The organism is Actinopolymorpha cephalotaxi (assembly GCF_013408535.1).
GTDB lineage: Bacteria > Actinomycetota > Actinomycetes > Propionibacteriales > Actinopolymorphaceae > Actinopolymorpha > Actinopolymorpha cephalotaxi.
On sequence record NZ_JACBZA010000001.1, the window covers coordinates 4,291,260 to 4,315,991 of the forward strand.

Here is a 24,732-nt window from a genome sequence, read left to right on the forward strand (position 1 = left end):
GATTAATATGCCTTCATACTGCCACTTGGCCGCAATCGTGAGCGGTCGTGCTCCGCGCAGAGGTTCCGGGGGGAACAACCGTGATGTCTTGGGGAGAGTGCGGGTGACGGGCCGTGTCGAGCCCGTCTTGCGTCGCCACCGACTCGTGGTGCTGGCTCTGTGCGATGGCGTCGCCTGGCTGTTGGCGATGGCAACGTTCTCGGTCCTGCGCGCGAGCGTCGGAGCGCCCGGCGGTGTGACACCGTGGATGGGTGCGCTCGCACTTGGGCTGATCGCCGCCGTGTTGCAGGTCAGCTTCGGCTGGGTGGTGCGGCTGCACCACGGGCGAGCCGCGGTCGGCAGCTTCGAGGAGATGATCCTTCTTGGCGGGGTAACCGTGTCCGTCGGGCTAGTGGCCGCGGTACTCAACGCACTACTCTCGCCGCCGCTGGTGCCTCGGACGGTTCCGGTCGGCGCGTCGTTCATGGCGATGGCCCTGGTGGCCTGGCTGCGCGCCACCTGGCGACGGTTGCATGAACACGAGTACCGCACAGCGGAACGGACCGACGGAATGACGCCGGTCCTGATCTTCGGCGCCGGTGATGGTGGCCGTCAGCTCGTCGACTCGATGCTCCGGGACCCCAGCGCCGGCTGGTGGCCGGTCGGCCTACTCGACGACCGACTCAACTTGCGACATCGCCGGGTGCGTGGCATTCCGGTTTTGGGCACCGGCGAGGACCTTCCGCGGGCGGTCGCGGAGACCGGATGCCGAACGCTCGTCGTCGCGATTCCTAGCGCGAGTGCCGAACTGCTGCGAACCATGGAGCGCCGCGCGGCAAGTCTCAACATCGATCTGAAGGTGCTGCCGAGCCTCGGCGAACTGCTGGACCGGCGGGTCGCGGTGTCCGATATCCGCGACCTACAGATGAGCGACCTACTCGGCCGGCACCAGATCGACACCGATGTGGCATCTGTTGCGGACTACCTGACCGGACGGGTCGTGCTGGTGACGGGCGCCGGCGGGTCGATCGGGTCAGAGCTCTGCCGGCAGATCTGGAGGTATGCACCGGCCGAACTCCTCATGCTCGACCGGGACGAGTCGGCTCTGCACGCCGTCCAGTTGTCGATTCATGGACGCGCGATGCTCGACTCCCCCGACCTGGTGCTGGCCGACATCCGAGACACCGAACGGATCCTTCAGGTATTCGAGGAACGACGTCCGGATGTCGTGTTCCACGCCGCGGCGCTCAAGCACCTGTCGATGCTGGAGCAGTACCCGGCTGAGGCGGTGAGGACCAACGTCTGGGGCACCCATGCGGTGCTCGAGGCTGCCAAACGCACAGGTGTGAGCCGGTTCGTGAACATCTCCACGGACAAGGCCGCCAACCCCTGCAGCGTTCTCGGCTACACGAAGCGCCTGGCGGAGGGACTCACGGCCACAGTCGCGCGCGAGGCCAGCGGCACCTTTCTCAGTGTGCGGTTCGGCAACGTACTCGGCAGCCGGGGTTCGGTATTGACGGCGTTCACGTCCCAGATCGAGGCCGGTGGGCCGGTTACAGTGACCGATCCCAAGGTGACGCGCTACTTCATGACCGTGCAGGAAGCCGTCCAGCTGGTGATCCAGGCGGCTGCGATCGGGCGTGACGGTGAAGCCCTCGTGCTCGACATGGGCAAGCCGGTCTCCATCGATGACGTCGCCCGCAACCTGATCGACATGTCCGGCAAGCAGATCGAGGTCGTATACACGGGCCTGCGCGAAGGCGAGAAGCTGCACGAGGAGCTCTTCGGGGACGGCGAGCCAGACCATCGTCCCGTGCATCCGCTGGTGTCGCACATCTCCGTACCGGCCGTACGGCCCGCCGACGTCTACTCCGTGGACCTGTGGTCGAGGCGTGGTCAGGTGACCGACGCGCTGAGGGACATCTGCGCGCACATGGTCGGTGAGGTCGCCCATCAACCCGTACGTTCTCCGCGCTCGGGACAGCCTGGCAGACCACGGCAGTCTGAATCCGAGGAACTGCCGACTTGGAGGAGGAGCCGTACCTGAGCGCGAATCTGCCTGACGAATCTTGATCGTCACACGTCTGGCTGTGCCCCTCGGGCGATCAGCCACTGAACCTGCACCGAGGGAGGACCTCCGTGACCATGCCGGCAGTAGTGCTGGCGGCTGCCTTCGCAAGCCTAGGGTTGCAGGGCGTCCTATTGCCCGTGCTTCGACGGTACGTCGTCGATATACCCAACAACCGCTCATCGCATGCCATGCCGACCGCCCGCGGAGGCGGGCTCGCGGTCGTCGCCGGCATCTGGCTCGGGATCGTAGCTGGGTATCTGGCTGCGGCGCCCGTCCCATGGTCCGTTGTCGTGATGGCGCTGGCTCTGTCCGCGGCACTCGGGCTGGCGGACGACATGTGGACGCTGGGAGCTTTGCCCCGGCTCGGAATCCAACTGGTGCTGGGGTTGAGCCTTGCGCTGTGGATGCTTGAGACCAGGACTGCCCTGAGCGGGATCAGCCTCGTTCTCGCCGCCGCAGTAGCTACGATCTGGCTGGCGGGCTTCACCAACGCCTTCAACTTCATGGACGGCGTGAACGGGATCTCCGCGCTCAACGCCATAGTGGCCGGCGCCTGGTATGCGTACGTTGGCTGGCACTGGAGTGTCGACAACCTGACGACGCTCGGCCTCGCCGTCGCCGGGGCGGCTGCAGGCTTCCTGCCCTGGAACTTTCCCAAAGCTCGCGTCTTCCTCGGCGACGTAGGGAGTTACGCCATCGGGATGGCGCTTGCGGGTCTTGCTCTGTGGGCAGCCGCTGCAGGCGTACCGCTCTGGTCGGCGTTGGCACCGCTGCTGGTGTATGTCGTCGACACGAGCTGGACCTTGACGAGACGCGTCGCGTCCGGTCAGCCGTGGAAGCAGGCGCATCGAGACCACATATATCAGCGGCTCGTGGCCGGCGGATGGAGCCACGCACGGTCCGCGATGGTGTCGGCCTTCGCTGCGGTTGGGTGTTGCGCCGCGGCATTGGTCACCGAGACTGTCGGACCAATTGTTGGTGTGCTTCTTCTGGCGATCGGCGCCGGGTGCTATCTGTTGCTGCCTCAGACCATCCACGGGGACTCAGCATCAGCCCGACTCCAGGCGCCCGGCCGGAGGCACGCCGCCGAGGGCGCCGTCGTGGCGCCCAGAAATCCATCGAGGGCCGGCCGAACCGTCCAGCCTCGTCCGCATCCGGCCACGCATGAATGGGTGAGCGAGTGAGGATCGGATTCATCACCCAGTGGTACAGCCCCGAGCCTGGCGCCGCGGCGCATCCGACCGCAGTTGCAAACGCACTAGTTGACGCGGGCCATGAGGTGACCGCCCTGACCTCGTTCCCGAACTACCCAACCGGTCGCTTCCTTGATCCCCGACCTCGCAGACCACTCCGGCGCGAGACGGTCGACGGGGTTCGCCTGACGAGGGTGTTGCACTACCCGAGCCATGACGACAGCGCCGCGAAGCGGATCGCGAGCTACATGTCCTTCGCCGCTTCCACGACAGCTTTTACCGCAGCACTGGCCGGGTGCGACGTTTGCCTCGTCTACTGCACGCCGGCGACGGTAGCCATTCCCGCAGTCGTCCTCAACGCGCTTGCGGGGGTGCCATTCGTCTTGTACGTGCAGGACCTGTGGCCAGACTCGGTAACTGCGAGTGGGTTCGTGAGCAACCCACGCGGAAACCACTTCATGGCCCGCCAGCTTTCGCGCTATTGCAACGGTATCTACCGCCGCGCCAGCGCTGTCGTGGGCATCTCACCAGCCATGAGCGACCTGCTCCGGGCGCGAGGTGTGGACGAGCACAAAGTCGCCACCGTCTACAACTGGGTGGACGAAAGTGTTTTCAAACCAGCACCGCGCTCGAACAGTGACTCCTCGCGATTCGAACTCATGTACGCGGGCGGCATTGGCGAGGTTCAAGGCCTCGAAAATGCCATCGAGGCGATGAACGCTTTGCGTGACCGCGATGACGTGCGGCTGACTTTCGTCGGCCGGGGTGTTGCGGAGCCGGGACTGCGCCGCCGGGTCGCCGAACTTGGCCTAGAGCATTCAGTCCGATTCTGTCCTCCACGGACTACGGCTGACATGGCCGGGGTCATCGCCTCGGCGGACGCGCAGCTCGTGTCATTGCGGGGTGACTCGTTTCTGGCCACGACTCTGCCCAGCAAGCTCCAAGCGTCAATGGCGTGTGGTGCTCCGATCATCTGTGCTGCGCCTGGTGCAGCCGCACAGCTCGTAGCGCAGGCCCACGCCGGGATCGCAGTGGAGCCGGACCGACCATCCGCGTTGGCGGGCGCGATCGCCGGAATGGCAGCTGCTTCAAAGGAGAAGCGCGCGGTCATGGGTCGCAATGGTCTCGCGTACTACAACCGCAACCTGTCCCGATCTGTTGGAGCCGCACGCCTGGCGGACATCCTTGCCAGGGCCTGCGCAGATCGTCGTCCAAACATTCTCAAGCGGACGACCCGGGAGAGTTGGTATGGCTGAGGTAGCCGTGATCGGCGCGAGTGGCTTTGTCGGCGCTGCGATTTCGTCACAACTACGCAGGTCAGGATTCGATGTCCGCGAAGTGGCAGCGCCCCGAGTGGCCTTCAGCGGTGCCAACTGCGAAGCTCTGCTCATGCAGGCATCTCTCCGAGATGACCTGACTGAGGAACTCAGCCAGACAGTCGCCGGCGCGGACTGCGTGGTCAACGCTGCCGGAATCGCTGACGCGACGGGGGCGGACTGGCCTGCGCTGTGCGGGGCAAATGCGCTCCTCCCAATACTTGTACACCTCGCCTGCCGCGCCGCTGGAACGAAACGGTTCGTCCACGTAAGTTCGGCCGCCGTCCAAGGAAGAACCCGTCGGCTGGACGAGTCGACGCTGCGGTATCCCTTCTCTGCGTACTCCCGGTCGAAGGCGCTAGCTGAAGAGACCCTGGAGCGCATGGACTCCGGACCATCCACGGTGCTCTTCCGGCCGACCTCAGTCCATGGACCCAACCGCTCGGTCACACGACGCCTGGCCCGGTTGGCGTCCTCCAAGGCCACCTCCGTGGCTGGGAAGGGCGAGAATCCAACACCGCAGGTCCAAGTGGACAACGTCGGTGCAGCCGTCGCGTTCGTCGCCACCTGTACGGACACGCCGCCGGAAATCATCCTGCAGCCGTGGGAAGGGCTAACTACGGGAGAGCTGCTCCGAATCCTGGGGGGTCGAGAGCCGCGTCACGTTCCAACCAGTGTTGCCCGCAGCCTGGTCCTCGCAGCCAGATGGGCTGGAACACATCATCTCCAGATCGCAGGCCAGGCTCGACGACTCGAGATGGTGTGGTTCGGCCAGGACCAAGACAGTGGGTGGCTGACAGCGAAGGGCTGGCGTCCTCCCGTCGGTCCGGAGGGTTGGCAGGAGCTCGCGGCAGCCGTGGCGGCAGTGCGCGCCGGTGAAGTTCGGACAGCAGAAGCAGTGAGTTCGAAGGGGGCAGGGTCGTGACCGACCTCAACGAGGGCCGGCAGCAAGCGCAGTCACCGGTGGACTCCGGATGTGTACTCGTGACGGGTGGTACCGGTTCGTTCGGGTCGACCATGGTGCGCAGGTTGCTGCGTACCGGAGTGCACGAGGTCCGGGTGCTGAGCCGCGACGAGGCGAAGCAGGACGACATGCGCCGCCGGCTTTCGGACGACCGACTGCGGTTCTTCCTTGGAGACGTCCGGGACTTCGACAGCGTGCGGGACGCGGTGCGCGGGGCCGACTTCGTCTTCCACGCCGCCGCACTGAAGCAGGTACCGAGCTGCGAGTTCTTCCCCACCCAGGCAGTGCGCACCAACATCCTGGGCAGCTCCAACGTCGTCGAGGCCGCGACCGCAGGGGGGGTCAGGTCAGTCGTCTGCCTGAGCACGGACAAGGCCGTCTACCCGGTCAACGCGATGGGCATGTCGAAGGCGCTGATGGAAAAGGTCGCGCAGGCTGCAGCCCGCAACAGCGCAGGCTCGGATACAACTATCTCGGTGACCCGCTACGGGAACGTGATGTACTCCCGGGGGTCGGTGATCCCGCTCTTCGTCGAACAGCTCCGCAACGGCCAGCCGCTCACGATCACCGAGCCGCAGATGACGCGGTTCCTGATGAGCCTGGAGGAGTCCGTGGAGCTGGTGGAGTACGCCTTCGCCAACGCCGACAACGGCGATCTCTTCGTCCGTAAGGCGCCGGCCTGCACCGTCGAGGTCCTGGCTCGCGCCGTGGCCAAGCTCCTGAAGGTCGACGAGCCCGAGATACGGGTGATCGGCACCCGTCACGGAGAAAAGATGTACGAGACCCTGCTGAGCCGTGAGGAGCGGGTGCGCGCCTTGGACAAGGGCGACTACTTCCGCGTGCCGCTGGACGCGCGTTCCCTGCAGTACGAACTCTTCTTCGACGAGGGGATGCCAGAGGAGCGGGAGACAGACGACTACACATCGCACAACACCCGCCGGCTCGATGTCGACGAGGTGCAGACCCTTCTGCTGACCCTGCCCGAGATGCAGCGCGTACTCCAGGGGGCGGCGGCATGAAGGTTGCGGTGACCGGAGCCGATGGCTTCCTCGGCTGGCATGTCCGCAGCCGCCTACGGGCACTCACCGAGCACGAGGTCGTGCCTGTGAACCGGTCGGCGATGCCAGGCCTCGCGAAGGTCGTTCGCGACGCCGACGCGGTGATCCACCTGGCCGGGATCAACAGGTCGGAAACCGAGGACCTCCGTGACGGCAACGTCGAACTGGCCCGGGCCGTGGGGGATGCGGTCATCCGTGCCGAGCGCCCGGTGCGGGTGGTCTACGCGAACAGCATCCAGGCAGGCAACGGAACGTCTTACGGCGACGGCAAGTCTGCCGCGGCGGACACGCTGAGGAAGGCGGCGTCCGAGGCCGGTGCGGGCATCGTCGATGTACGGCTGCCGAATCTCTTCGGTGAGCACGGCCGGCCGCACTACAACTCCTTCGTGGCAACCTTCTGCCACGAGGTCGCAAGTGGTCGGACGCCGGAGGTCAACGATCGCGAGGTCTCCTTGCTGCACGCGCAGGACGCCGCCCGCGTCCTCGTCGACGCCTGTGGTCCGACTGATGCTGCCGAGGAACTGACCCCGGTGGGTGAGCCACACCGCGTCAGCGGGGTCCTGGCCACCCTGCGGGAGTTCCATACGCTCTACAGCACGGGCGACATTCCGCCGCTGGCCAACAAGTTCGACGTGGACCTGTTCAACACCTACCGCGCGGCGCTGTTCCCCGATCACTACCCGATCAGGTTCCCGAAGCGGGCCGACGCCCGTGGCGAGCTCGTGGAGTGCGTACGAGCGCACGGCGGAGCAGGTCAGACCTTCGTCTCGAGCACGGTGCCGGGAATCACTCGCGGGGAGCACTTCCACCTCGGCAAGGTCGAGCGGTTCGTCGTACTCCGCGGTGAGGCCGAGATCGCACTGCGGCGTCTCTTCTCCGACGAGGTCGTCCGTTTCCGCGTGTCAGGCGACTCCCCTGCTGCCATCGACATGCCCACGATGTGGGTGCACAACATCACTAACATCGGCGGTGGCGAACTCGTGACGCTGTTCTGGACGAACTCGGTCTTCGACCCGAACAACCCCGACACATACGCCGAGCCGGTGGCTCCCGGAGCCGAGGAGAAGCGCGGATGACGAAGGTCATGACGATCGTGGGCACCCGCCCGGAGATCATCCGGCTCTCCCGAGTGATCGCCACGCTGGACCGGACGATGGACCACGTTCTCGTCCACACCGGCCAGAACTACGACTACGCCCTCAACCAGGTGTTCTTCGACGACCTGGAGTTGCGCGCTCCCGATCACTACCTCGACGTCGACACCTCGTCGCTTGGCCACGTCCTGGGCGAGACGCTGATCAAAACTGAGGAGGTGCTCCGCGCCGAGCGGCCGGACGCCGTGCTCATCCTGGGCGACACGAACAGCTGCATCGCGGCACTGATGGCCAAGCGAATGCACATCCCCGTCTACCACATGGAGGCGGGCAACCGGTGCTTCGATGAAAACGTCCCGGAGGAGACCAACCGGCGGCTCGTCGACCACGTGGCCGACTTCAACCTCGTCTACACCGAGCACGCCCGGCGGAACCTCCTTGCTGAAGGCCTCCAGCCGAGGCGAATCCTGCTGACCGGTTCGCCAATGCGTGAGGTCCTGGACCACTACCGCCCTCGGATCGAGGCGTCCGACGTGGTAGCCCGACTGGGACTTCACGACGGCGGCTACTTCCTCGTCAGCGCGCACCGCGAAGAGAACGTCGACGACCCGGAGCGGATTCGCATGCTCCTGGAGTGCATCGTGGATGTCCGCGACCACTGGAAGCTGCCGGTGCTCGTGTCCACTCACCCGCGCACGCGCAAGCGGCTCGAGAACCTCGCCGAGTGGGACGCGCCGGAAGGTGTGGATTTCCACGAGCCCTTCGGCTTCCTCGACTACGTGAAGCTCCAGACCAACGCGGCGTGCGTGCTCTCCGACTCCGGGACGATCTCGGAAGAGTCGGCGATCCTGGGCTTCCCGGCAGTGACCCTGCGGGAATCCATCGAACGACCCGAAGCGCTCGACGCCGGCTCGATCGTGATGACCGGACTGTCATCCGCTGACGTCAGGCACGCAATCCAGCTTCAGATGGAAGTGGCACGGCAGCCCAACACCCACCAGATTCCATTCGAGTACGCCGTCGAGGACTGCGCACATCGCACGTCGATGTGGATCCTGTCCACCTGCGCCCGACACGGCACGTGGTCTGGCCTGCGCAGCGCCAGGGGCCCGAAGTGAGTACTACGCCGTCTGCGCCGAGCCCGGTCTGGCTGGTTGTCGACGCCCGAAGCGTCCACGCGGTGCGATGGGCAATGCATCTGACCAGAGCGGGCGTCACCGGTCTCGCGTTCTCCACCCGCCGGCTCGACGCTACACAACGGTCAACCTGGGCGTCGTCGTGCGCGGGATTCGAGCTCGTGGAACCGACCGACCTGTGGAACCGGAGCCGCAGTCTGCTCCTGGAAGGGACCGGCAGGCGCGGCCTCGAGGCCATTTCTCGCAGGCTCCTCGCTCGTTCGGCCAACGCTCGCCGCGCGGACGCGGGTGCCGGGGGTAGCGCGCACCGAGTTGAAAACACCCTCGACCTGTGGGCGACTCGCAGGCTGTCCCGCCGTCTCGCCAGGCTGGCATCCAGGCAGCGCCCTGCACTCGTTCACGCGCTGCGGGTACCGTTCGAGGGAATCGCCGCCACCATGACGCGGTTGGATGCCCCTACGATCGTGAGTACGTGGGGGCAGGACTTCCAGGGACAGGCGAAGGGGTCGGTTCTCGACCACGCCCGCCACGCGTTGCGGTCCTGCGACGGCTTCATGGCGGACAATCACGCGGATGTACGTCTCGCAAAGGAGTTCGGACTTCCCGAGACGACCCCGAGTCTCGTCGTGCCCGGGAACATGGGGCTCGCTACCGCAGATTTGCGCGCCGCGCTGGCTGCGTCCTCGACCTCCTCCAAAGGGGACCGTGCCCCCTTGGTGGTCTTTCCCCGAGGCGCACGCTCCTATATCGACTACGAGACGTTCGTCGACGCCATCCCCCGGGTGCTCGAGCTACGTCCCGACGCCCGGGTCGTCTGCATCGGCCTCGGCAGGAACCAGCAGGCTGCACAGAAGGCCGTCTCGTTCGGCAGTTCGGTGACCCTGATGGAGCAGGTTCCGCAAAAGGACCTATGGCGGCTCTTCGCCGAAGCGGCTGTCGTGGTCTCGCCCGGCAGGACGGACGGTCTGCCGAACTCCGTCATAGAGGCGGCCGCGCTCGGAGCGGTCGTGGTCGTCTACGAACTGGTGTCACTGGTGGAGGTGCTGGAGCCTCCGATGCTCGGATACACCGTTCCCCAGGGGGACGAAGGAGCCATGGCGAAAGCCATCGTCGATGCCCTCGACACCCCCGCCGAGAGGCGGAACCAGAACATCGAAGTAACCATCGACCGGTTCGAAGCACAGACGTCACTAAGAAGAGTGCTGGACTTCTATGGCCAAGTCGCGCCCTCGATGAGCGGACGTGAGGGCCGGGAATCATGAGCAGCCGATCCCCACACGTGGCGATTGTGAGTTTGTGCGTAGCGCACTACCGGTTGCCGGTGTTCCATGAACTCGAACGGTCGGACGCGTTCCGCTTCTCCTTCTGGGCCGACACCGAGGGCACGGAGTCCGTCCTGACCGCGGGGCAGGGAGACCTCAAGGAGTTCGTGCGGCTCCGCAACCATTCCCACGGCAACTGGGTCTGGCAGTCTGGGCTGATCAGCAACCTCCTCCGCTCCAGGCCCGATGTGGTCATCTTCGTGGGGAGCGCCTACTACCTCTCGACCTGGATCGCGGCCCTGCTCGCACGCGCCCTTAACCGACCAGTGCTCTTCTGGACACAGGGCTGGTTGGCGGAGGAGACAGGCCTGAAAAGGCTCGTCCGCGTCTCGTTCTACCGTCTCGCGGACCGGTTGCTTCTGTACGGGCACCGCGCCGCGGACATCGGCGTCAAGATGGGTTTTCCCCGAGAGCGAATGACAGTCGTGTACAACAGCGTCGGGCGTCCTCGGCGCGAAGCTGTCGGAAAAAGTGAGACATCCTCTCGGCCGGGATCCTCGACAGAGGTGATCCTCGTATCCCGCCTCATCAAGGAGCGGGGTGTCGAGGTGCTGCTGCAGGCTGCCCGCCTGTTGGACGCGCAGGGTTCGAGAACAACCATCAACCTGATCGGCGACGGGCCGGAGGAAGAGCGGCTCAAGAAGCTCGCGAGCGACCTCGGAGTGGACGCGAAGTTCCATGGGCCCATCTACGACCAGAAGCTCCTGGACGAGGCCTATGAACGTGCCGACGTGTGCGTTTTGCCGGGCCGAGCTGGCCTGGCCGTCATCCAGAGCCTGCTGGCGCGGGTTCCAGTGGTCGCGCATTCCAACCTCGACGACCACATGCCCGAGGTGGAAGCGATCATGCCTGGGGTAACCGGGGAGTTCTTCACGAAGGACGACCCAGCCGATCTGGCCAGGGCAATACTCCAATGCATCGAGAGGAAGAACGACCCACGTGTCGTCGATGTACGGGAGAAGGCTCTGGACACCGTGACGCGCCTGTACACGCCTGAGCATCAGGCGCAGGTCGTGGAACGCGTGTGCCGGGAGGTCGGCAGTGCCTGATCGGGAGACGAGCGACCGGGACCATCAGCGCGCGAGAGTCTATGGCGCTCATCGCGCACCCGACGGTCGCGGCGTTGGTGCGTTCGGTGACGCGAGGCTGATCAGCCTTACGAAATCGAGCGCCGCCCGAGCACTAGTGGGCACAGGCGCGGTCAATGCCCTTACGATGCTTCTCGGAATCGTAAGCAGCGTCGTCACCTCCCGGGGCCTTGGGCCCGAGGATCGTGGGATGCTCGTGTCCCTGCTGGTGTGGTCCCAAGCGGTGGCAACAATGTCGCTGGTCGGCGCCGACGAGGCCGTAATCTTTCAGTCCGGTGGTTCGTCGTCACGCGCGTGGACCCTCAGAGCGGCGGTAGCGCGCGACGCAGTCGTACAGGCCGCCCTCGGGTGCCTCGTCCTTCTGGGAGCCGCGTACTACATCGTGCAACCCGACAGCGCCATCACGTGGGTGTACGTTGCCGCGGCGACAATGGTCGTTCCGCTGAACACGTTCACTCTCCTCAGCATCGTTCCCCTGCGTGCCGGCCAGCGCATAGTGGCGTGGAACTTGGTACGCCTCATGCGGCCGGTTACCTACGCCCTCGGCACAGCGTTGCTCTGGGCGAGCGGTACTCTCACTGTGCTCTCCACGCTGGTGGCGTACCTGGTCGGTGGACTTCTGCTGTCGCTGGTTCTTGTAGTCCTGGCTCGGCGTGATGGTCGAGCACGACTTGCGCCCGACGAGGAACGGGTAACGATTTCCTACGGGCGGCGGCTAGTGCTCGCAACGCTGCCCCAGCGGATCGGTCCACAACTGGACCAGCTCTTGCTAGGGCTGTTCCTTGCCCCGGCCGTCCTCGGTGTCTACTCAGTCGCGACCTCGATCGCAGCGGTCGTACTCATGATTGGCACCAGCCTCGACCAGGTACTCTTCCCGAGGTTCAGCGCGGGACAGTTCTCTCGCCCCGCCCTGGCAAAGGCTGTTGCGGGCGGTATGGGCGCCGGGCTCCTGGCCTCTCTTGCGCTGGTTCCGATGGCTGGTCCAGCGATCGAACTCCTGTACGGCCAGGAGTTTCTGGGGGCGTTGAAGCCACTGACAATTCTTCTCTTGGCCGCCGTCGTGCGAATCGGCGCTCAGTGCCTCGGGGCCGCGCTGAAGGCATCCGGCACGCTGAGTGCGTATACCTGGGCACAAGTTGCAGGAGTTCTCACGCTCCTGGGAGTCTTCTGCTTGACGTCCGGCAGGGGTGGAGCGGGGGCAGCCATAGCTTCCCTGGCAGGGGCGCTGGCCACGTTCGTAATATCGTGGGTGGCTGTTTTAAAGCTTCAGAGCACCGGCCCATCCCTTCGTGCACCCCTCGAGACGGATTACGTATGACCTTCTCGCGGTCAACGGCCTCGCACACCGATGCATCCGCGTTGCCCCGTGCGTGGTTGACCCTTGCACCAGACGGCACTGCAGGGATTCCAAACCATCGCCTATCCAGCCCTTCACGTGCAGGTTTCAGCTGCGCACTCACGGCCTCGCCCAGGGGAGCGTCAGATAAGAATCTGAAGACAGGAATGAAAAGGGGATGCCGGCAACCAATGAACGGACTAATTAGCCGCGCGAGAAATCGCCTTGCTCGAGGCGGACTTGCCTTCTGGCTGCGCCCGGCAACTGGCGACCGTCTAATACGACTCGGAAGTACTTATGGAGGCTGGTGGGTTCCTCGATCACTTTTGCGCCCGGGCACCGTCGCCTACTGCGCAGGGGCAGGCGAGGACATTACGTTCGACCTAGCGCTACATAAGGCTGGATGTCGAGTCGTCACACTCGACCCTACTCCCAGAGCGATTGAACATGTGCGGCAAGTTGCGCCAACTGATGCGTCCTTCTCCTTCATTCCGGTTGGCGTGTGGTCCTATGATGGAGTCTTGCGGTTCTATGCACCAAAAGACACACGCCATGTATCACATTCAGCGGTAAATCTGCAGGAAACCAGCACGTGGTTCGAAGCTCCAGTCAAGACTGTAAGATCTCTAATGACGGAACTGCGAGATGATCACATAGACCTTCTTAAGATGGATATCGAGGGAGCCGAGTATGAGGTTATTGAATCACTTCTTCGTGATGGCATTTCGCCCAGCGTCGTGTGCGTGGAGTTCGACCAACCGCAGCCTCTCAAAAGAACAGTTAGGGCGGCAGCCCAGTTGCGCGCAGCTGGCTACACCCTAGCCAAGATCGATGGCTGGAACTACACGTTTACTAGGCTCGTTGGCCCAGTTCGTGATGTAATTGAGTTGGCATCCATCGACTAACCGATCCTTGCAGCTTGCGCGCGAGGTAAGGATTGACGCGAAAGCGGGAGGTGCATGCGCACGTGTCGTTCGACGAGGACGGTCTTCGATCACAACGTTCGATTTTCGAAGCGCCCTGCCCACTCCGGCATGCCTTGAATAGGCTGACTCGGTGGCGGGCGGGCATCCACGCGTCCCCGGCTTGGTCGCTTCACCGTCGCCGGACGAGCGTTACGTCGCATCGAGCCAGTACACACCACGGTATACCCATGCTAACAATATCCCCAATGCGAGTCAGAGTTAGAACCGCTGCGCTAGTTCACCCACAATCGGTTGTCTCGCTACGACGCCCAAGAGAAAGCAAACGCAACTCCCATCCTTTAGGCGAACGACCAACCAACCCAACCTACAGCTGCTGGGAGCTCGAGGTCTTCACCCGTGCTCAGGGGTTGTCCATTAGGCTCGAAGAATGACGTCTGCTGCCCTCGGCCGACTGGCCGCCAACTGGTCCGAGATCCGGTTCCCCATCCTTGTTGTGCTTGCAATAGGGCTTGCGGGCGGGCTGATGGCGGCATTGCCCGCTCCTGTTGCCGTATTGGTACCGCTCGGAGTGATGGGCCTGTACCTGTTTCTGGCGTTACCATTGCCAGCACTGGCATGGCTATGGGGTTTGGCGCTACCAATCTGGACCGTTCAGGGTGTTCCACCAGCCGCGTTCGACCTGATGCGAATCACCATGCTCGGGGTTTTGCTGCTCCGAGCGCGTCGCGACACCAACGAGCCCTCCGCGAAGGTGATCCATTCATGGGTCATACCACTGGCTGCCCTCGCGTTGCTGTTGCTGGGCATGTCCCTGGTCCGCGATGACCAGATAGGCGTTGTTAGCGGTTACACGATGGTCCTGTCGGTATTAGCCAGCTGGGTGATCGCCCACCGGCGCGTGCTGCACCGCCATATACTGATGGGCTTCGCGGTCGGTGCAACAATCAGTGGTTTGGTGGTCGTACTGCAGGCGCTAGGTTTGCCGAATCCTGCAGCGTCCTCTGGTGACATCATGCGGAAACCGGGACTCGCCAGTACGACGGTGTACATGGGTGACGCGCTGGCGATTGCTGCGGTGATCTGCTGCGTACTCGTCGTGAACCGAGAAAACAAGGGAAGTAGGCGCTGGCTGGCGTTCGTCGGGCTAGCGGTGTCCACTGCAGGACTGGTGCTCAGCGGCGGACGTGGTGGCATGGCTGCAGCCGGTCTAGGCTTGGCCGCGCTTGCGGTAGGCCCCCGCACGTTGCGGCCGGCCCATGTCGTAGTTGGCGGACTGCTACTGGGCGCGGGTTTGTGGATGGCGTCGAGAGTAGGCGTTGAGCTCTACACCATCGCCCGGTTTTCCGGCGGCACGATCGGCGGTAGTTCCACCTACGTGGGAGGCATCACCAATGGCCGATTGGAAGTCAACATCGAGTCGCTTCGGGTGATTGCCGCGCACTCGGTCTTTGGGCCGGGAATATCAAACTTCTATGCTAGCTACGGCTTGACCGCGCATACAACGCCACTATTCTTCGCGCTCGGGACTGGAGTTGTCGGTGGCCTGCTGGCCCTCGTTCTGCTAGCCCGTCTAGTAGTCCTTCTGCTGCGCCGCCCACTCATGTGCGGGCCTCAAATGGCCACCGGTTATGGAATCGTTGTCGCTTTAGCTACTCTCGCACTGATGGAGCCGAACGCTCCGTTCATAGGCATGATGTACCTCCCCGTGCTGATGATATCCGTTATGGCACTGCAATCAGCTCCCAGTCCAGAAGAGGAGTCGGCCTCCGGGACCAAGAGCGAATCCGGCTATCTATACGCCGATCACAGACTCCGCACAGGGAATTGACCCCGCCCCGACTCTGTAGTGGTGGATGGGTTCGCTAGTGCTCTGCGTTTGAGGTTTTCTTACGGTTCGCCTTGGTCAGGATCTGCTGCGCGGTCTTGGTCCAGGTGAAGGGGTGTGCGCGTTCGTTCCAGCCGTCGACGTAGGCGCGGAGCTTGGTGTTGAGGTCGTGCACGCTGCGGTAGGTGCCGCGGTGGATGGCCTGGCGTTCGGCCATGGAGAACCAGCACTCGACCAGGTTCATCCAGGACGCGTGGATGGGGGTGAAGTGGACCTGGATTCGGGGGTTGGCGGCCAGCCAGTCGCGGACCTTGGGTGTTTGTGGGCTGCGTAGTTGTCCATGATCAGGTGCAGGCCGGCGCCCTCGCCGGTGCTGTCGCCGGTGTCGTCGCTGGTGTCGGGGTAGGCGCGGGCGATCTGTTTGAGGAAGGCGAGGAACTCGCTGTGCCGGTGCCGCGGCTTGCAGGCGGCGGTCACCTTGCCGGTGGCGACCTCCAGCGCGGCGAACAGGGTCGAGGTGCCGTGGCGGACGTAGTCGTGGGAACAGGCTTCGATCAGGTGCGGCTGCATCGGCAACACCGGCGCGGTGCGGTCCAGGGCCTGGATCTCGGACTTCTCATCCACCGACAACACGATCGCGCCGCCGGGCGGATCCAGATACAGCCCTACGACGTCGACGACCTTGGCTTCCAGGTGCGGGTCGGTGGAGAACCGGAACGACCTTGCCCGCCACGGCTGCACCCCGTACTCGCGCCAGATCGTGGCCACTGCGTGGTCGGAGATGCCGAGATGGCGGGCCAGCAGCCGGCTCGACCAGTGGCTCACGCCGTACTTCTTCGGCGGCGGCGTCAACGTCACCGCGATCACCTTCGCCCGGTCGATGTGGCGAGGCCGACCGGACCGCTGGGCGTCCAAGAGTCCGTCCAGACCCTTGCTCTGGTAACGATTTCGCCAGGCGATCACGGTCGGGCGGGACACCCCGACCTGCTCGGCGATCGCCGTGTTCGTCGCTCCTCCGCCGCCAGCAACACGATCCGCGCCCGCTGCGCGATACCGGCCCGAACCGAAGAGGACCGCACCCACCGTCTCAGTTGCTCCCGGTCGCCCTCACCCAGCATCAGCGCCGGAGCAGCACGATTCGCCATGACACCATCGTCACAGCTCTCACACCGTCAAACAACTAACCACGCGGGGCACTAGAAGCGACGTCAACTGCGGTGCGCCCCTGACGGTCACCCCCTCCCCTCGACTTGGCCGGACAGTGTGCCATCGACGCAGTCCTGCCCCGACGCCAATGGCGTCGGGGCAGGAACTGACTTCAGCAGGCCGGATCAGCCGAGCATGCCTGGCCTGGCACTCAGGTGGTGCGGGCCGCGGCGGGCGCGGCGCCGACCGGCTCCGGGTCCAGCGCCACCGGCGGCGGCGCGTCCTCGGTGCCGGGCACCTCGGTGCCGTTGATCGGGCACCGGCTGGTCTCCGGGATCCGGATCAGCGAGATGGCACCGATCGCACAGGCAGCCATCATGTAGAACGCCGGCGTCAGCGCGACACCGGTCTTCGCCGTCAGCCAGTCGTTGACAGCCGGTGCCGTACCGCCGAACAACGACGTCGAGACGTTGTAGGCGATGGCGAACCCGGCGTACCGGATGTGCGTCGGGAACATCGCCGGGAACGTCGCGGAGATCGTCGCCAGCTGCGGGACGTAGAGCAGGCCGAGGACGGCGAACCCGATCACCGCACCCACCACGTTCGTCGCCATCAGCAAGAACATCGGCACGACGGCGATGAACAGTCCGCCGAGCGAGAGCCACCACATCGGCTTGCGGCCGAAGCGGTCGGAGAACGCACCGGCGAACGGCACGAACACCATCATCGCCAGCATGCCGATGATCGGGACGATCAGTGACCAGTTCGCGCTCAGCCCGATCTCGGTCTTGAGGTAGGTCGGCATGTACGTCAGCAAGGTGTAGTTGACGACGTTCAGCGCGATGACCAGACCGCCGAGCTGCAGGATGGGCCGCCAGTACTCCGTGATCAGGCTCCGGAACGGGTGGCGGATCTTCTCCTTCTCACCCGACGCCTCCAGCTCCTGGAACACCGGAGTGTCCTCCAGCTTGGAGCGCAGGTAGACGCCGATCAGACCGAGCGGTGCCGCCACGAGGAACGGCAGCCGCCAGCCCCACGCGTGCATGGTGTCGTCGCCAAGTGCCAGCGAGCAGCCGAGCATCAGCAGGGCACCGAGCGAGAAGCCCGCCAGCGTCCCGAACTCCAGGAAGCTGCCGAAGAAGCCGCGACGCCGGCTCGGTGCGTACTCCGCCATGAACGTCGCCGCACCGCCGTACTCGCCACCGGTGGAGAACCCCTGGACCATCCGCAGGATCACCAGCAGCGCCGGCGCCCACAGGCCGATGGAGTGGTAGCTCGGAATGAGCCCGACGCCCAGCGTCGCACCCGACATCAGCAGGATCGTCAGCGCAAGAACGTGCTTGCGGCCGAGCCGGTCCCCCAGCGGTCCCCAGATCAGACCGCCCAGTGGGCGAACCAGGAACGACACCGCGAACGTCAGCAGAGCAAACAGCGTCGCGTTCTGGGTGTCACCCGGAAAGAACGCGGCCGAGATGTAGATGACGCCGTACGAATAGATGCCGTAGTCGAACCACTCGGTTCCGTTCCCGATGGCCGACGCGGCGATCGCTCTGCGCAACACCCCCGATGGTTGCTCTTCTTCCACGGTCGGACTGGCGGATGTATCTGAACTCATAGTCCTCCTAGGCCGTTTCCGGACCGCGGCACGCTAGCAGCGTCCTGTGCAACGTTTCAAAGCGCGAACTATCTCAGGCAAGATCAACTTGCGCCTGCATGCGGCTGGGACCCCAACGTGATAACTGCCCGCCTGAACAGCGGCCGGACGCGCCGTCGACCGGCCGTCCGCGAGCAACCTGCCCGCGTGAACACGCCCACCGGATAGTTGTCCGTTAGCGGACAGCGCTTGCCCGCCGGTCGGGCCGCGCCTGGTTCGCCCTAGGATCGAGTGAAAGATCACGGTGGGCGCCGGTCCCGCCGGACCGTCTGTCCATGAGGAGACTCATGAAGATCACGGACGTCAAGACCTTCCTCGTCCACGACCGCGAGCGCCCGACCCGCAACTACACGTTCGTGAAGATCTACACCGACGAGGGTGTGACCGGCCTCGGTGAGGCCGGCGTCACGGGTCGTGAGCTGGCCGTACGCGGCATGGTCGAGAGCTTCACACCGATCCTCCGCGGCATGGACCCGACCCGGATCGAGCACATCTGGCAGACGTTGTGGCGCGGCCACTTCTTCCGCGGTGGGCACGTCCACTCCGCCGCGGTCGCGGCCATCGACATCGCGTTGTGGGACCTGCGCGGCAAGGTGCTCGGCGTCCCCGTCTACGACCTGCTGGGCGGGCGTACCCGCGACTACGCGCGCTGCTACTGCCACGTGCAGCAACCCGGCGTCGGCCACGGCCCGCGCGGTGCCATCGACGCGATGGTCGACTACGCCAAGGGCCAAGTCGAGCAGGGCTGGCAGTTCATCCGGTTCGGGGCCGGCGAGGGCAGCCGGCAAGGCGCCGAGGGCATCTACGAACAGTCCCGCGCGGTGCGGTGGACCGTGGAGGCGTTCGGCGCACTGCGGGACGCGGTCGGCCCGGAGATCGAGATCTGCGTCGACTTCCACCAGCGCACCACCCCGCCGTACGCCATCGAACTGGCGCGAGAACTCCAGCCCATGCGGCCGTTCTTCATCGAGGACCCGCTGCGGGCGGAGAACCCCGCCGAGTTCGCCTACCTGCGCCATCACATCTCGGTGCCGATCGCCACCGGCGAGCAGCTGCCGAGCAAGTGGGACTGGCGCGATCTGATCGAACGCGACCTGATGGACTACTGCCGGGTGGATCTGTGCATCTGCGGCGGGCTCACCGAGGCCCGCAAGGTCGCCGGCTGGTGCGAGGCCCACTACATCGAACAGGTCCCGCACAACCCGCTCGGGCCGGTGTCAACCGCGGCTTGCCTGCACTTCGACCTGTCCACACCGCTGTTCGCCGTCCAGGAGCTCACCTGGCGGCCGGACATCCTCGCCGACATCGTGACCACCGACATGCGGCTGGAGGGCGGCAACCTCTACAGCGGCGGCTCCCCCGGCCTCGGCGTGGAGCTGAACGACGAGGCCGCGCTCGCCGAGCCCTACCAGCTCGCGGGTCCGCACATCCTCCACCGCGAGGACAACTCCGTCTCCGACTGGTGAGTACGCGGGGACTGCGGAGCGCAACGCAACGAGTCGAGACGATCCGGGGGGAAGGAAAGCCCATGCGGGTGAAGGAAGTACGTACGACCTACTCGGTGCGCCCGCACGCGGCCCGGCCGATCAGGGACGCCTTGCAGACCCTGACCGGTGGCGGCTCGGTGGACGTCGAGGTCGAGTCCGAGGACGGCCTGGTCGGACGTGGCTCGTCGTCGTTCGGGCGGATCGACGGGGCGCCGAAGGCGTTGTCGGTCTACATCGACGAGGTGCTGGCTCCGCTGGTGGTGAGTCGGGACGCCACCCAGATCCCCGCGATCGTCGAGTCGCTGAAGGTGGAGACCGAGTACCACGGCACGGCGGGGTTCGCGACGTTCGGCATCAGCGCGATCGACGTCGCCTTGTGGGACCTGCTGGGCAAGGCCCACGGCGTGCCGACGTACCAGCTGTGGGGCGCGCACCGCGACCGCGTTCCCGCGTACGCGATGGTCGGCTGGTCCAACTACGACCTCGACGAACTCCGGCAACAGTGTGGTGCGGCGGTCGCGCAGGGCTTTCGCGGTGTGAAGATCAAGGTGGGCGCCGGGGATCTGGACGACGACGTACGCCGGATCGAGGCGGTCCGGTCCGAGATCGGCCCCGACGTCGCGCTGATGGTCGATGCCAACCAGGTGTTGACACTCAGCGAGGCGCTGCGCCGAGGCGAGGCGTTCGGCGAGCTGGGCGTGACGTGGTTCGAGGAACCCCTGCCCGCACAGGACTTCGCGGGCTACGCAGAACTCACCAGCCGACTGCGCATCCCGGTCGCCGCCGGTGAGAACCTCTACGGTGCCGGCCAGTTCCGCGAATTCTTCGAACGCCGTGGCTGCGACATCGTGCAGCCCGACCTTCGCCGGGCGGGCGGGCCGACCGAGATCCGTGCGGTCGGGGCGCTGGCCTCGGCGTTCGGCGTCCCGTACGCCTCGCACGGCGGCGGGCCCGCGGCGCTGAGCCTGCTGCTGTGCGCACCGACGGCGATCTGGCTGGAAACCGGCCTGCAGTCCTCGCCGACGGCGTACCCACGACTCGAGAACGGCTGCGCGCTCGCACCGCAGGGGCCCGGTTTCGAGTGGGGGTGACGTCCTCCGCCTGCCCGCCGAACACGAGCGCGCCGTCCGACGGATCCGCACCCGACCGGCGACTGCTGTCCGGTGTCGTCGGCCAGGCAGGTGCGGTCGCCGTCGCGGTCACCGGAGGCGCCGCCTCGGCCGCGCAGGCGCTGGTGAACGGACGGCTGGCCACCGGCCTCGGCACGCCGGTGACAGCGGCGCTGGTGAGCAACGGACTCGCCACCGCGCTCCTGCTGTTGATCGCCGTCGCCTCCCCGGCCGTACGAACGTCGTTGCGCCGCGTCCTTCGCGAACGACTGCCGTGGTGGAGCTACCTGGGCGGCGCCATCGGAGCGGTCTCGGTCGCCGGTACGGCGTTCGCGGCGCCGATCCTCGGCGTGGCGTTGTTCACCGTCGTGTCGGTCTGTGGCACCGGGGTGGGCGGACTCGCCGCCGACCGTGCCGGGCTCGGCTCCGCGGCCCGGCTGCCGGTGAGTGCCGGGCGGGTGGCCGGGGCCGCACTGGCTGTCGTCGCCGTGGCCGTCGCGCAGGTCGGTCATGCGGCGGCCGGCGTGGCGCTCGGAGTGATGGCGTTCGTCCTGGTCCTCGGCATGGGCCGGTCGGTGCAGGCCGCTCTGAACGCCAGGCTGGCGGCGGTCGCCCGCAACGTGGGTGCGGCGTCCCTGGTGAACGCGACGGTGGGAACGCTCGCACTCGGACTGGGTGCCGGGGTACTCGCTGCCGCGGGGGCGCTGCCGTTCGCCGGGTGGCCTGCGACCTGGTGGGCCTACCTCGGTGGCGTGCTCGCGCTCGTGGTCACCGGGGCGAACATGATCGCCGCCCGCTCCATCGGCGTGCTCCGGACGGTGCTGGCAGCCCTGTCCGGACAGCTGGTCTGCGGCATCGTGCTGGACGCCCTGGTGCCGTCCGAGCCGATGCCAACCCGGTGGCTGCTGCTGGGTTCGGCGCTGATGGTGGCGGCGGTCGCGGTGTCCAGCATCACCGCCGCCAGGGACAAGCAGACGGTCACGCCGTAGCCGGCCGGCCGCCGGTCGAGGCAAGGACGGCTTGCACCACTTCGTCGACCGTACGCCCGTCGGTGTCGATCCGGTGGTCGCCAACCTCGGCTTGCTCCAGGCCCGTCGCGACCCTTGCCGCGTCGGCCGCCACCTGCCGCAGCACCGAGTCCGGCTGTCCTCTCAGCGGATCGCCAGGCTGCCACCAGCTGCCGCCCTGGCCGCGCGCCTGGATCCGGCGGGTGAGTTCCTCCCGGCCGGCGTGCAGCCGGCAGACGGTCAGAGTCGCGGCCGGCAGCGCGTTCGCGTACGTGCGTACGGCATCCGGGTCGTCGACCGGGCCGTTGACGACCAGGCACCGCGCGCCGTTGGCGTGGAAGGTGTCCCACACCGCCGCGAGATTGTCCGCCCTGACCTGGTGGACGGCCGGCCCCGTGCCGCCGACCCGGAGGTGGCCGAGCTGGTCGAGGTCGACGAACGCCGCGGGTACGCCTGTGGCTCGGGCGTGCTCGAACAGCTGCCAACCCACGGTTGACTTGCCGACCCCGGTGGCGCCGCACACCCACAGGACCGGGCCGGGTGCGTGGCTGATCCGCCGGGGCGCAAGGTCGGCACGCGATGCCCTTGCGTCGGGGGCTGGCCACTCTCCCAGATGCGTCCGCACCTGGCGTACCACCTCGTCGACGGGCAGGCCGGTGGTGTCCACGCACACGTCGGCGACGTCGCTGCCATCCAGCGCCGCGGCCTCCCGCAGCACCTCCTCCACCAGCTCCACCTGAGCGCCCCGGCCGGCGAACCGCGCACGGAGTACGTCGGCATCGGCGCGCAGCCGGCACACGGTCACCGCCGATCGCGGCAACGGGCTCACCGGTTCGTCGTGATGCGGGTCGAGAAGACCGGAGACGACCACGCATGCGGCGCCGGCGGCCGTGTAGGTGGCCACCACCGCGGCGAGGTTGGCTGCCTGCATCCGGTGCCGACCGGGATCGTTCGCGGGTTCGGGGTAACACATGCCGAGCTGATCCAGGTCGACATAACCCACGTGCACGCCGGCGCCGACCAGCTGGGTGTAGAGGTCACAGCCGACCGCCGACTTGCCCACTCCGGGCGGTCCGCAGATCCACAGCACCGGGACCAGTTCGCTCATCTGCGCGACCCTACGCCGCACTCGTCCGCGGGCGCGAACGACTTACCCCGCGTCGGGTTCGTCGTACAGGCGCAGCAACTCCTGCCGACGGCGCGCCACCGGCAGCAGGTCCCGCACCTGGTCGATCCGCCCGACCGGCCACCGTCGCGCGATGCGTTCCACCGCCGGGTCCCGGATCTGCGCGCGCAGCGCACCCGGGAAGTCTCCCCAGACGACCTTGAACGGACGGTTCCACAGCCGGTGCACCTCGGTGGCAACGGGATCGGTGACGCCGAGCGCGTTGTGCAGGGCCGCGACCTTCTCGTACGCCACCGCCAGCGCCTCCTCGCGTTCGGGCCAGGCCTCGGCTCGAAGAGCACGGGTGAGTACGGGAGACAGGTCGGCGCCGCAGGCCAGCCGGGAGAAGGCGGTGCCGAACCACTTGGAGTACGGCGCGTACTGGCGTTCCATCAGGAAACACAGGGACATCAGGTCGTGCACCAGTTGCGCACCGATGAGCGCCGACCCGAGTTCGTCACCCGCGAAGCCGGTTCGGCCCACCAGGTTGGCCTCCGGGTGCACCCGCCACCAGCCGGCCAGCAGGAGGTAGAGCCAGACGTCGTGCGGGTAGTAGGCGAACCGGTCACGGACTGCCTGCAGGCCGATGTCGTCGTGGTGGACGGCGCCGGCGGTGAGCATCCGGAGCCGGTCCTCGGGAAAGGTGAGCCAGTCGTGCGCCGTGAGCTCGTCGCCGAGGTCGAACCCCAGGTGGGTAAGGACGTAGCCGCGCAGAGTATGGAGCTCGTACTTCGTCGGGCGATCTCCGAAGCGAGCGGGCAGTGCGCTCCGCAGGGCGTCCTCGACTGGTTCGCCGTGCCGGGCGTGGTCCTCCTCCCGCAGGAAGAGGAGAACCCGCGCATCCCAGTCGTGGTCCGCCGACATTTCGTCGTCGAAGCCCAGCACCTCCGAGCCCCGGCCGAGAAGCGCCGCGCTGTGCGGCAGTCCGGGGAACCGCGCGTCCAGGACCGGGCGCACCGCCTCGTGGTAGAACCGCGCACTGAGCTCCCTGCCGGAAACGAAGCCGGAACCGAATGCAGTCATGCGGAAGGACTTTACGGAGTCTGGAACCCCGCGCGGGTGAGGACGGACTGTCCACGAGCGGACAACACGAAGTCGGTGAAGGCCCTACCGCCGTTCGCGTTCCGGCCGGTCTTCAGTACGACGATCGGGTAGGCGTTGATCGCCTTGGCCGACTCGGGAAACTCGATGCCGTCGACGTCGGAGGCGGCCGACCGTACGTCCGTGCGGTAGACGAGGGCGGCGTCGACCTCGCGGATCCTTACCTTTGTCAGGGCGCCCTTGACATCGGGCTCGAGCGTCACCGGGGTGAGCTTGACGTGCGCGGCGGCCAACGCCTTCTTCGCCGCCGCTCCGCAGGGCACCTGCTCCGCGCACAGCGCGACCTTCGTCCCCGGCTTGGTCAGATCATCCAATCCCTTTACCTGCTGGGGGTTTCCCTTCGGCACCGCGATCACCAGCTGGTTGCGAACGAAGGTCGTCGGGCTGCCGGCCGCGTGGCCCTGCTTCGTGACATTGTCCATGTTGGCCGGTGCGGCGGAGGCGAAAACGTCCGCGGGCGCGCCCTGGTTGATCTGGGTGGCCAGGGCGGAGCTGCCGCCGAAGCTGAGCCGGACCGTCACGCCGGGATGAGCCGCCTCGAACTCCTTGCCCAGGGTGGTGAACGACTCGGTCAGCGAGGCCGCGGCGAACACCGTGATCGTCCCGGAGACCTTCGGCGTGCCGGACTTCGTGGCCGCGCTGGTGGTGCTCTTGCCGACCTTGTTGGCGGAGTCGTCGCCGGCGGAGTTCGTCGTACTCCCGCAACCGGCGACAGCGAGCAGCGTCGCCGCGACGACGGCAGCCATGGAGGTACG

General features: G+C 66.2%; 19 protein-coding genes and 1 pseudogene. 15 read left to right on the top strand and 5 right to left on the bottom strand.

What is annotated here, in order from left to right; genetic code table 11:
• Nucleotides 1-103 precede the first annotated feature (103 nt).
• From FHR37_RS18945 to FHR37_RS19000, 12 genes are all read left to right on the top strand, one after another.
• Nucleotides 104-2,026 carry a polysaccharide biosynthesis protein gene (locus FHR37_RS18945; RefSeq protein WP_237768565.1) on the top strand — a complete coding sequence of 641 codons (1,923 nt, stop codon included), beginning with the start codon at nucleotides 104-106 and terminating at the stop codon, nucleotides 2,024-2,026.
• Between the two features lie 98 nt (nucleotides 2,027-2,124).
• Nucleotides 2,125-3,234, top strand: a complete 1,110-nt coding sequence (locus tag FHR37_RS18950; RefSeq protein ID WP_237768613.1) for an MraY family glycosyltransferase — start codon at nucleotides 2,125-2,127, stop codon at nucleotides 3,232-3,234.
• Nucleotides 3,219-4,499, top strand: a complete 1,281-nt coding sequence (locus FHR37_RS18955) for a glycosyltransferase family 4 protein (protein WP_092880995.1) — start codon at nucleotides 3,219-3,221, stop codon at nucleotides 4,497-4,499. Before FHR37_RS18950 ends, FHR37_RS18955 begins: the two co-directional genes overlap by 16 nt.
• Nucleotides 4,492-5,484 carry an NAD-dependent epimerase/dehydratase family protein gene (locus FHR37_RS18960; RefSeq protein ID WP_175542337.1) on the top strand — a complete coding sequence of 331 codons (993 nt, stop codon included), beginning with the start codon at nucleotides 4,492-4,494 and terminating at the stop codon, nucleotides 5,482-5,484. The genes FHR37_RS18955 and FHR37_RS18960 overlap by 8 nt, the downstream gene beginning before the upstream one ends.
• Entirely contained in the window at nucleotides 5,481-6,542 is a 1,062-nt protein-coding gene (locus FHR37_RS18965; RefSeq protein WP_275936390.1) for a polysaccharide biosynthesis protein, read from the top strand. The genes FHR37_RS18960 and FHR37_RS18965 overlap by 4 nt, the downstream gene beginning before the upstream one ends.
• A gap of 8 nt (nucleotides 6,543-6,550) precedes the next feature.
• Nucleotides 6,551-7,657, top strand: coding sequence for a polysaccharide biosynthesis C-terminal domain-containing protein (locus FHR37_RS18970; protein WP_202817895.1), 1,107 nt, complete (start codon nucleotides 6,551-6,553; stop codon nucleotides 7,655-7,657).
• Between the two features lie 8 nt (nucleotides 7,658-7,665).
• On the top strand, nucleotides 7,666-8,793 hold the full coding sequence (gene wecB / locus FHR37_RS18975) for a non-hydrolyzing UDP-N-acetylglucosamine 2-epimerase (protein WP_237768612.1): 1,128 nt from the start codon (nucleotides 7,666-7,668) through the stop codon (nucleotides 8,791-8,793).
• Between the two features lie 74 nt (nucleotides 8,794-8,867).
• A complete protein-coding gene (locus tag FHR37_RS18980; RefSeq protein WP_092880987.1) occupies nucleotides 8,868-10,073 on the top strand; it encodes a glycosyltransferase in 1,206 nt (401 codons plus the stop codon).
• 59 nt (nucleotides 10,074-10,132) lie between these two features.
• The gene (locus FHR37_RS33205) at nucleotides 10,133-11,182 is read left to right on the top strand and encodes a glycosyltransferase family 4 protein (protein ID WP_175542336.1); all 1,050 of its coding nucleotides are present in this window, start codon (nucleotides 10,133-10,135) and stop codon (nucleotides 11,180-11,182) included.
• Nucleotides 11,183-11,318: 136 nt separating this feature from the next.
• On the top strand, nucleotides 11,319-12,539 hold the full coding sequence (locus tag FHR37_RS18990; protein WP_092880983.1) for a lipopolysaccharide biosynthesis protein: 1,221 nt from the start codon (nucleotides 11,319-11,321) through the stop codon (nucleotides 12,537-12,539).
• A gap of 209 nt (nucleotides 12,540-12,748) precedes the next feature.
• A complete protein-coding gene (locus FHR37_RS33470) occupies nucleotides 12,749-13,462 on the top strand; it encodes an FkbM family methyltransferase (protein ID WP_092880981.1) in 714 nt (237 codons plus the stop codon).
• A 448-nt stretch (nucleotides 13,463-13,910) separates the two neighbouring features.
• On the top strand, nucleotides 13,911-15,311 hold the full coding sequence (locus FHR37_RS19000) for a hypothetical protein (protein ID WP_139238812.1): 1,401 nt from the start codon (nucleotides 13,911-13,913) through the stop codon (nucleotides 15,309-15,311).
• Nucleotides 15,312-15,345: 34 nt separating this feature from the next.
• On the opposite strand, the pseudogene FHR37_RS19005 reads toward FHR37_RS19000, so the two are convergent.
• A pseudogene (locus FHR37_RS19005) lies at nucleotides 15,346-16,453 on the bottom strand (IS630 family transposase).
• A gap of 212 nt (nucleotides 16,454-16,665) precedes the next feature.
• Nucleotides 16,666-18,015 (bottom strand): MFS transporter, encoded by a 1,350-nt coding sequence (locus tag FHR37_RS19010; RefSeq protein WP_237768563.1) that lies wholly within the window; start codon nucleotides 18,013-18,015, stop codon nucleotides 16,666-16,668.
• A gap of 380 nt (nucleotides 18,016-18,395) precedes the next feature.
• Between FHR37_RS19010 and FHR37_RS19015 the strand changes: the two genes are divergently transcribed.
• The 3 genes from FHR37_RS19015 (at nucleotide 18,396) to FHR37_RS19025 (ending at nucleotide 21,693) form a co-directional block, all read left to right on the top strand.
• Entirely contained in the window at nucleotides 18,396-19,574 is a 1,179-nt protein-coding gene (locus FHR37_RS19015; protein WP_175542333.1) for a mandelate racemase/muconate lactonizing enzyme family protein, read from the top strand.
• A 62-nt stretch (nucleotides 19,575-19,636) separates the two neighbouring features.
• Complete coding sequence (locus tag FHR37_RS19020) at nucleotides 19,637-20,686, top strand: mandelate racemase/muconate lactonizing enzyme family protein (protein WP_092880975.1); 1,050 nt, start codon at nucleotides 19,637-19,639, stop codon at nucleotides 20,684-20,686.
• Nucleotides 20,683-21,693: a DMT family transporter gene (locus FHR37_RS19025; protein WP_175542332.1), complete on the top strand. Its 1,011-nt coding sequence runs from the start codon at nucleotides 20,683-20,685 to the stop codon at nucleotides 21,691-21,693. The genes FHR37_RS19020 and FHR37_RS19025 overlap by 4 nt, the downstream gene beginning before the upstream one ends.
• Here the strand turns inward: FHR37_RS19025 and FHR37_RS19030 are convergent.
• Genes FHR37_RS19030 through modA form a run of 3 tightly spaced genes read right to left on the bottom strand, consistent with a single transcriptional unit; the run spans nucleotide 21,683 to nucleotide 24,723 of the window.
• Complete coding sequence (locus tag FHR37_RS19030) at nucleotides 21,683-22,819, bottom strand: AAA family ATPase (protein ID WP_092880971.1); 1,137 nt, start codon at nucleotides 22,817-22,819, stop codon at nucleotides 21,683-21,685. The genes FHR37_RS19025 and FHR37_RS19030 overlap by 11 nt on opposite strands.
• A gap of 42 nt (nucleotides 22,820-22,861) precedes the next feature.
• Nucleotides 22,862-23,899, bottom strand: a complete 1,038-nt coding sequence (locus FHR37_RS19035) for a DUF4037 domain-containing protein (RefSeq protein WP_092880969.1) — start codon at nucleotides 23,897-23,899, stop codon at nucleotides 22,862-22,864.
• An 11-nt stretch (nucleotides 23,900-23,910) separates the two neighbouring features.
• Nucleotides 23,911-24,723 carry a molybdate ABC transporter substrate-binding protein gene (gene modA, locus FHR37_RS19040; RefSeq protein WP_202817894.1) on the bottom strand — a complete coding sequence of 271 codons (813 nt, stop codon included), beginning with the start codon at nucleotides 24,721-24,723 and terminating at the stop codon, nucleotides 23,911-23,913.
• Between the last annotated feature and the right edge of the window lie 9 nt (nucleotides 24,724-24,732).

What these genes read in the sequence shown, in the direction of transcription:
- modA (WP_202817894.1), bottom strand. Translation starts at nt 24,723, where the DNA reads ATGGCTGCCGTCGTCGCGGCGACGCTGCTCGCTGTCGCCGGTTGCGGG.
- FHR37_RS19000 (WP_139238812.1), top strand. Translation starts at nt 13,911, where the DNA reads ATGACGTCTGCTGCCCTCGGCCGACTGGCCGCCAACTGGTCCGAGATC.
- FHR37_RS19015 (WP_175542333.1), top strand. Translation starts at nt 18,396, where the DNA reads ATGAAGATCACGGACGTCAAGACCTTCCTCGTCCACGACCGCGAGCGC.
- FHR37_RS18950 (WP_237768613.1), top strand. Translation starts at nt 2,125, where the DNA reads ATGCCGGCAGTAGTGCTGGCGGCTGCCTTCGCAAGCCTAGGGTTGCAG.
- FHR37_RS18955 (WP_092880995.1), top strand. Translation starts at nt 3,219, where the DNA reads ATGGGTGAGCGAGTGAGGATCGGATTCATCACCCAGTGGTACAGCCCC.
- FHR37_RS19035 (WP_092880969.1), bottom strand. Translation starts at nt 23,899, where the DNA reads ATGACTGCATTCGGTTCCGGCTTCGTTTCCGGCAGGGAGCTCAGTGCG.
- FHR37_RS18960 (WP_175542337.1), top strand. Translation starts at nt 4,492, where the DNA reads ATGGCTGAGGTAGCCGTGATCGGCGCGAGTGGCTTTGTCGGCGCTGCG.
- FHR37_RS18980 (WP_092880987.1), top strand. Translation starts at nt 8,868, where the DNA reads ATGCATCTGACCAGAGCGGGCGTCACCGGTCTCGCGTTCTCCACCCGC.
- wecB (WP_237768612.1), top strand. Translation starts at nt 7,666, where the DNA reads ATGACGATCGTGGGCACCCGCCCGGAGATCATCCGGCTCTCCCGAGTG.
- FHR37_RS19030 (WP_092880971.1), bottom strand. Translation starts at nt 22,819, where the DNA reads ATGAGCGAACTGGTCCCGGTGCTGTGGATCTGCGGACCGCCCGGAGTG.
- FHR37_RS33470 (WP_092880981.1), top strand. Translation starts at nt 12,749, where the DNA reads ATGAACGGACTAATTAGCCGCGCGAGAAATCGCCTTGCTCGAGGCGGA.
- FHR37_RS19020 (WP_092880975.1), top strand. Translation starts at nt 19,637, where the DNA reads ATGCGGGTGAAGGAAGTACGTACGACCTACTCGGTGCGCCCGCACGCG.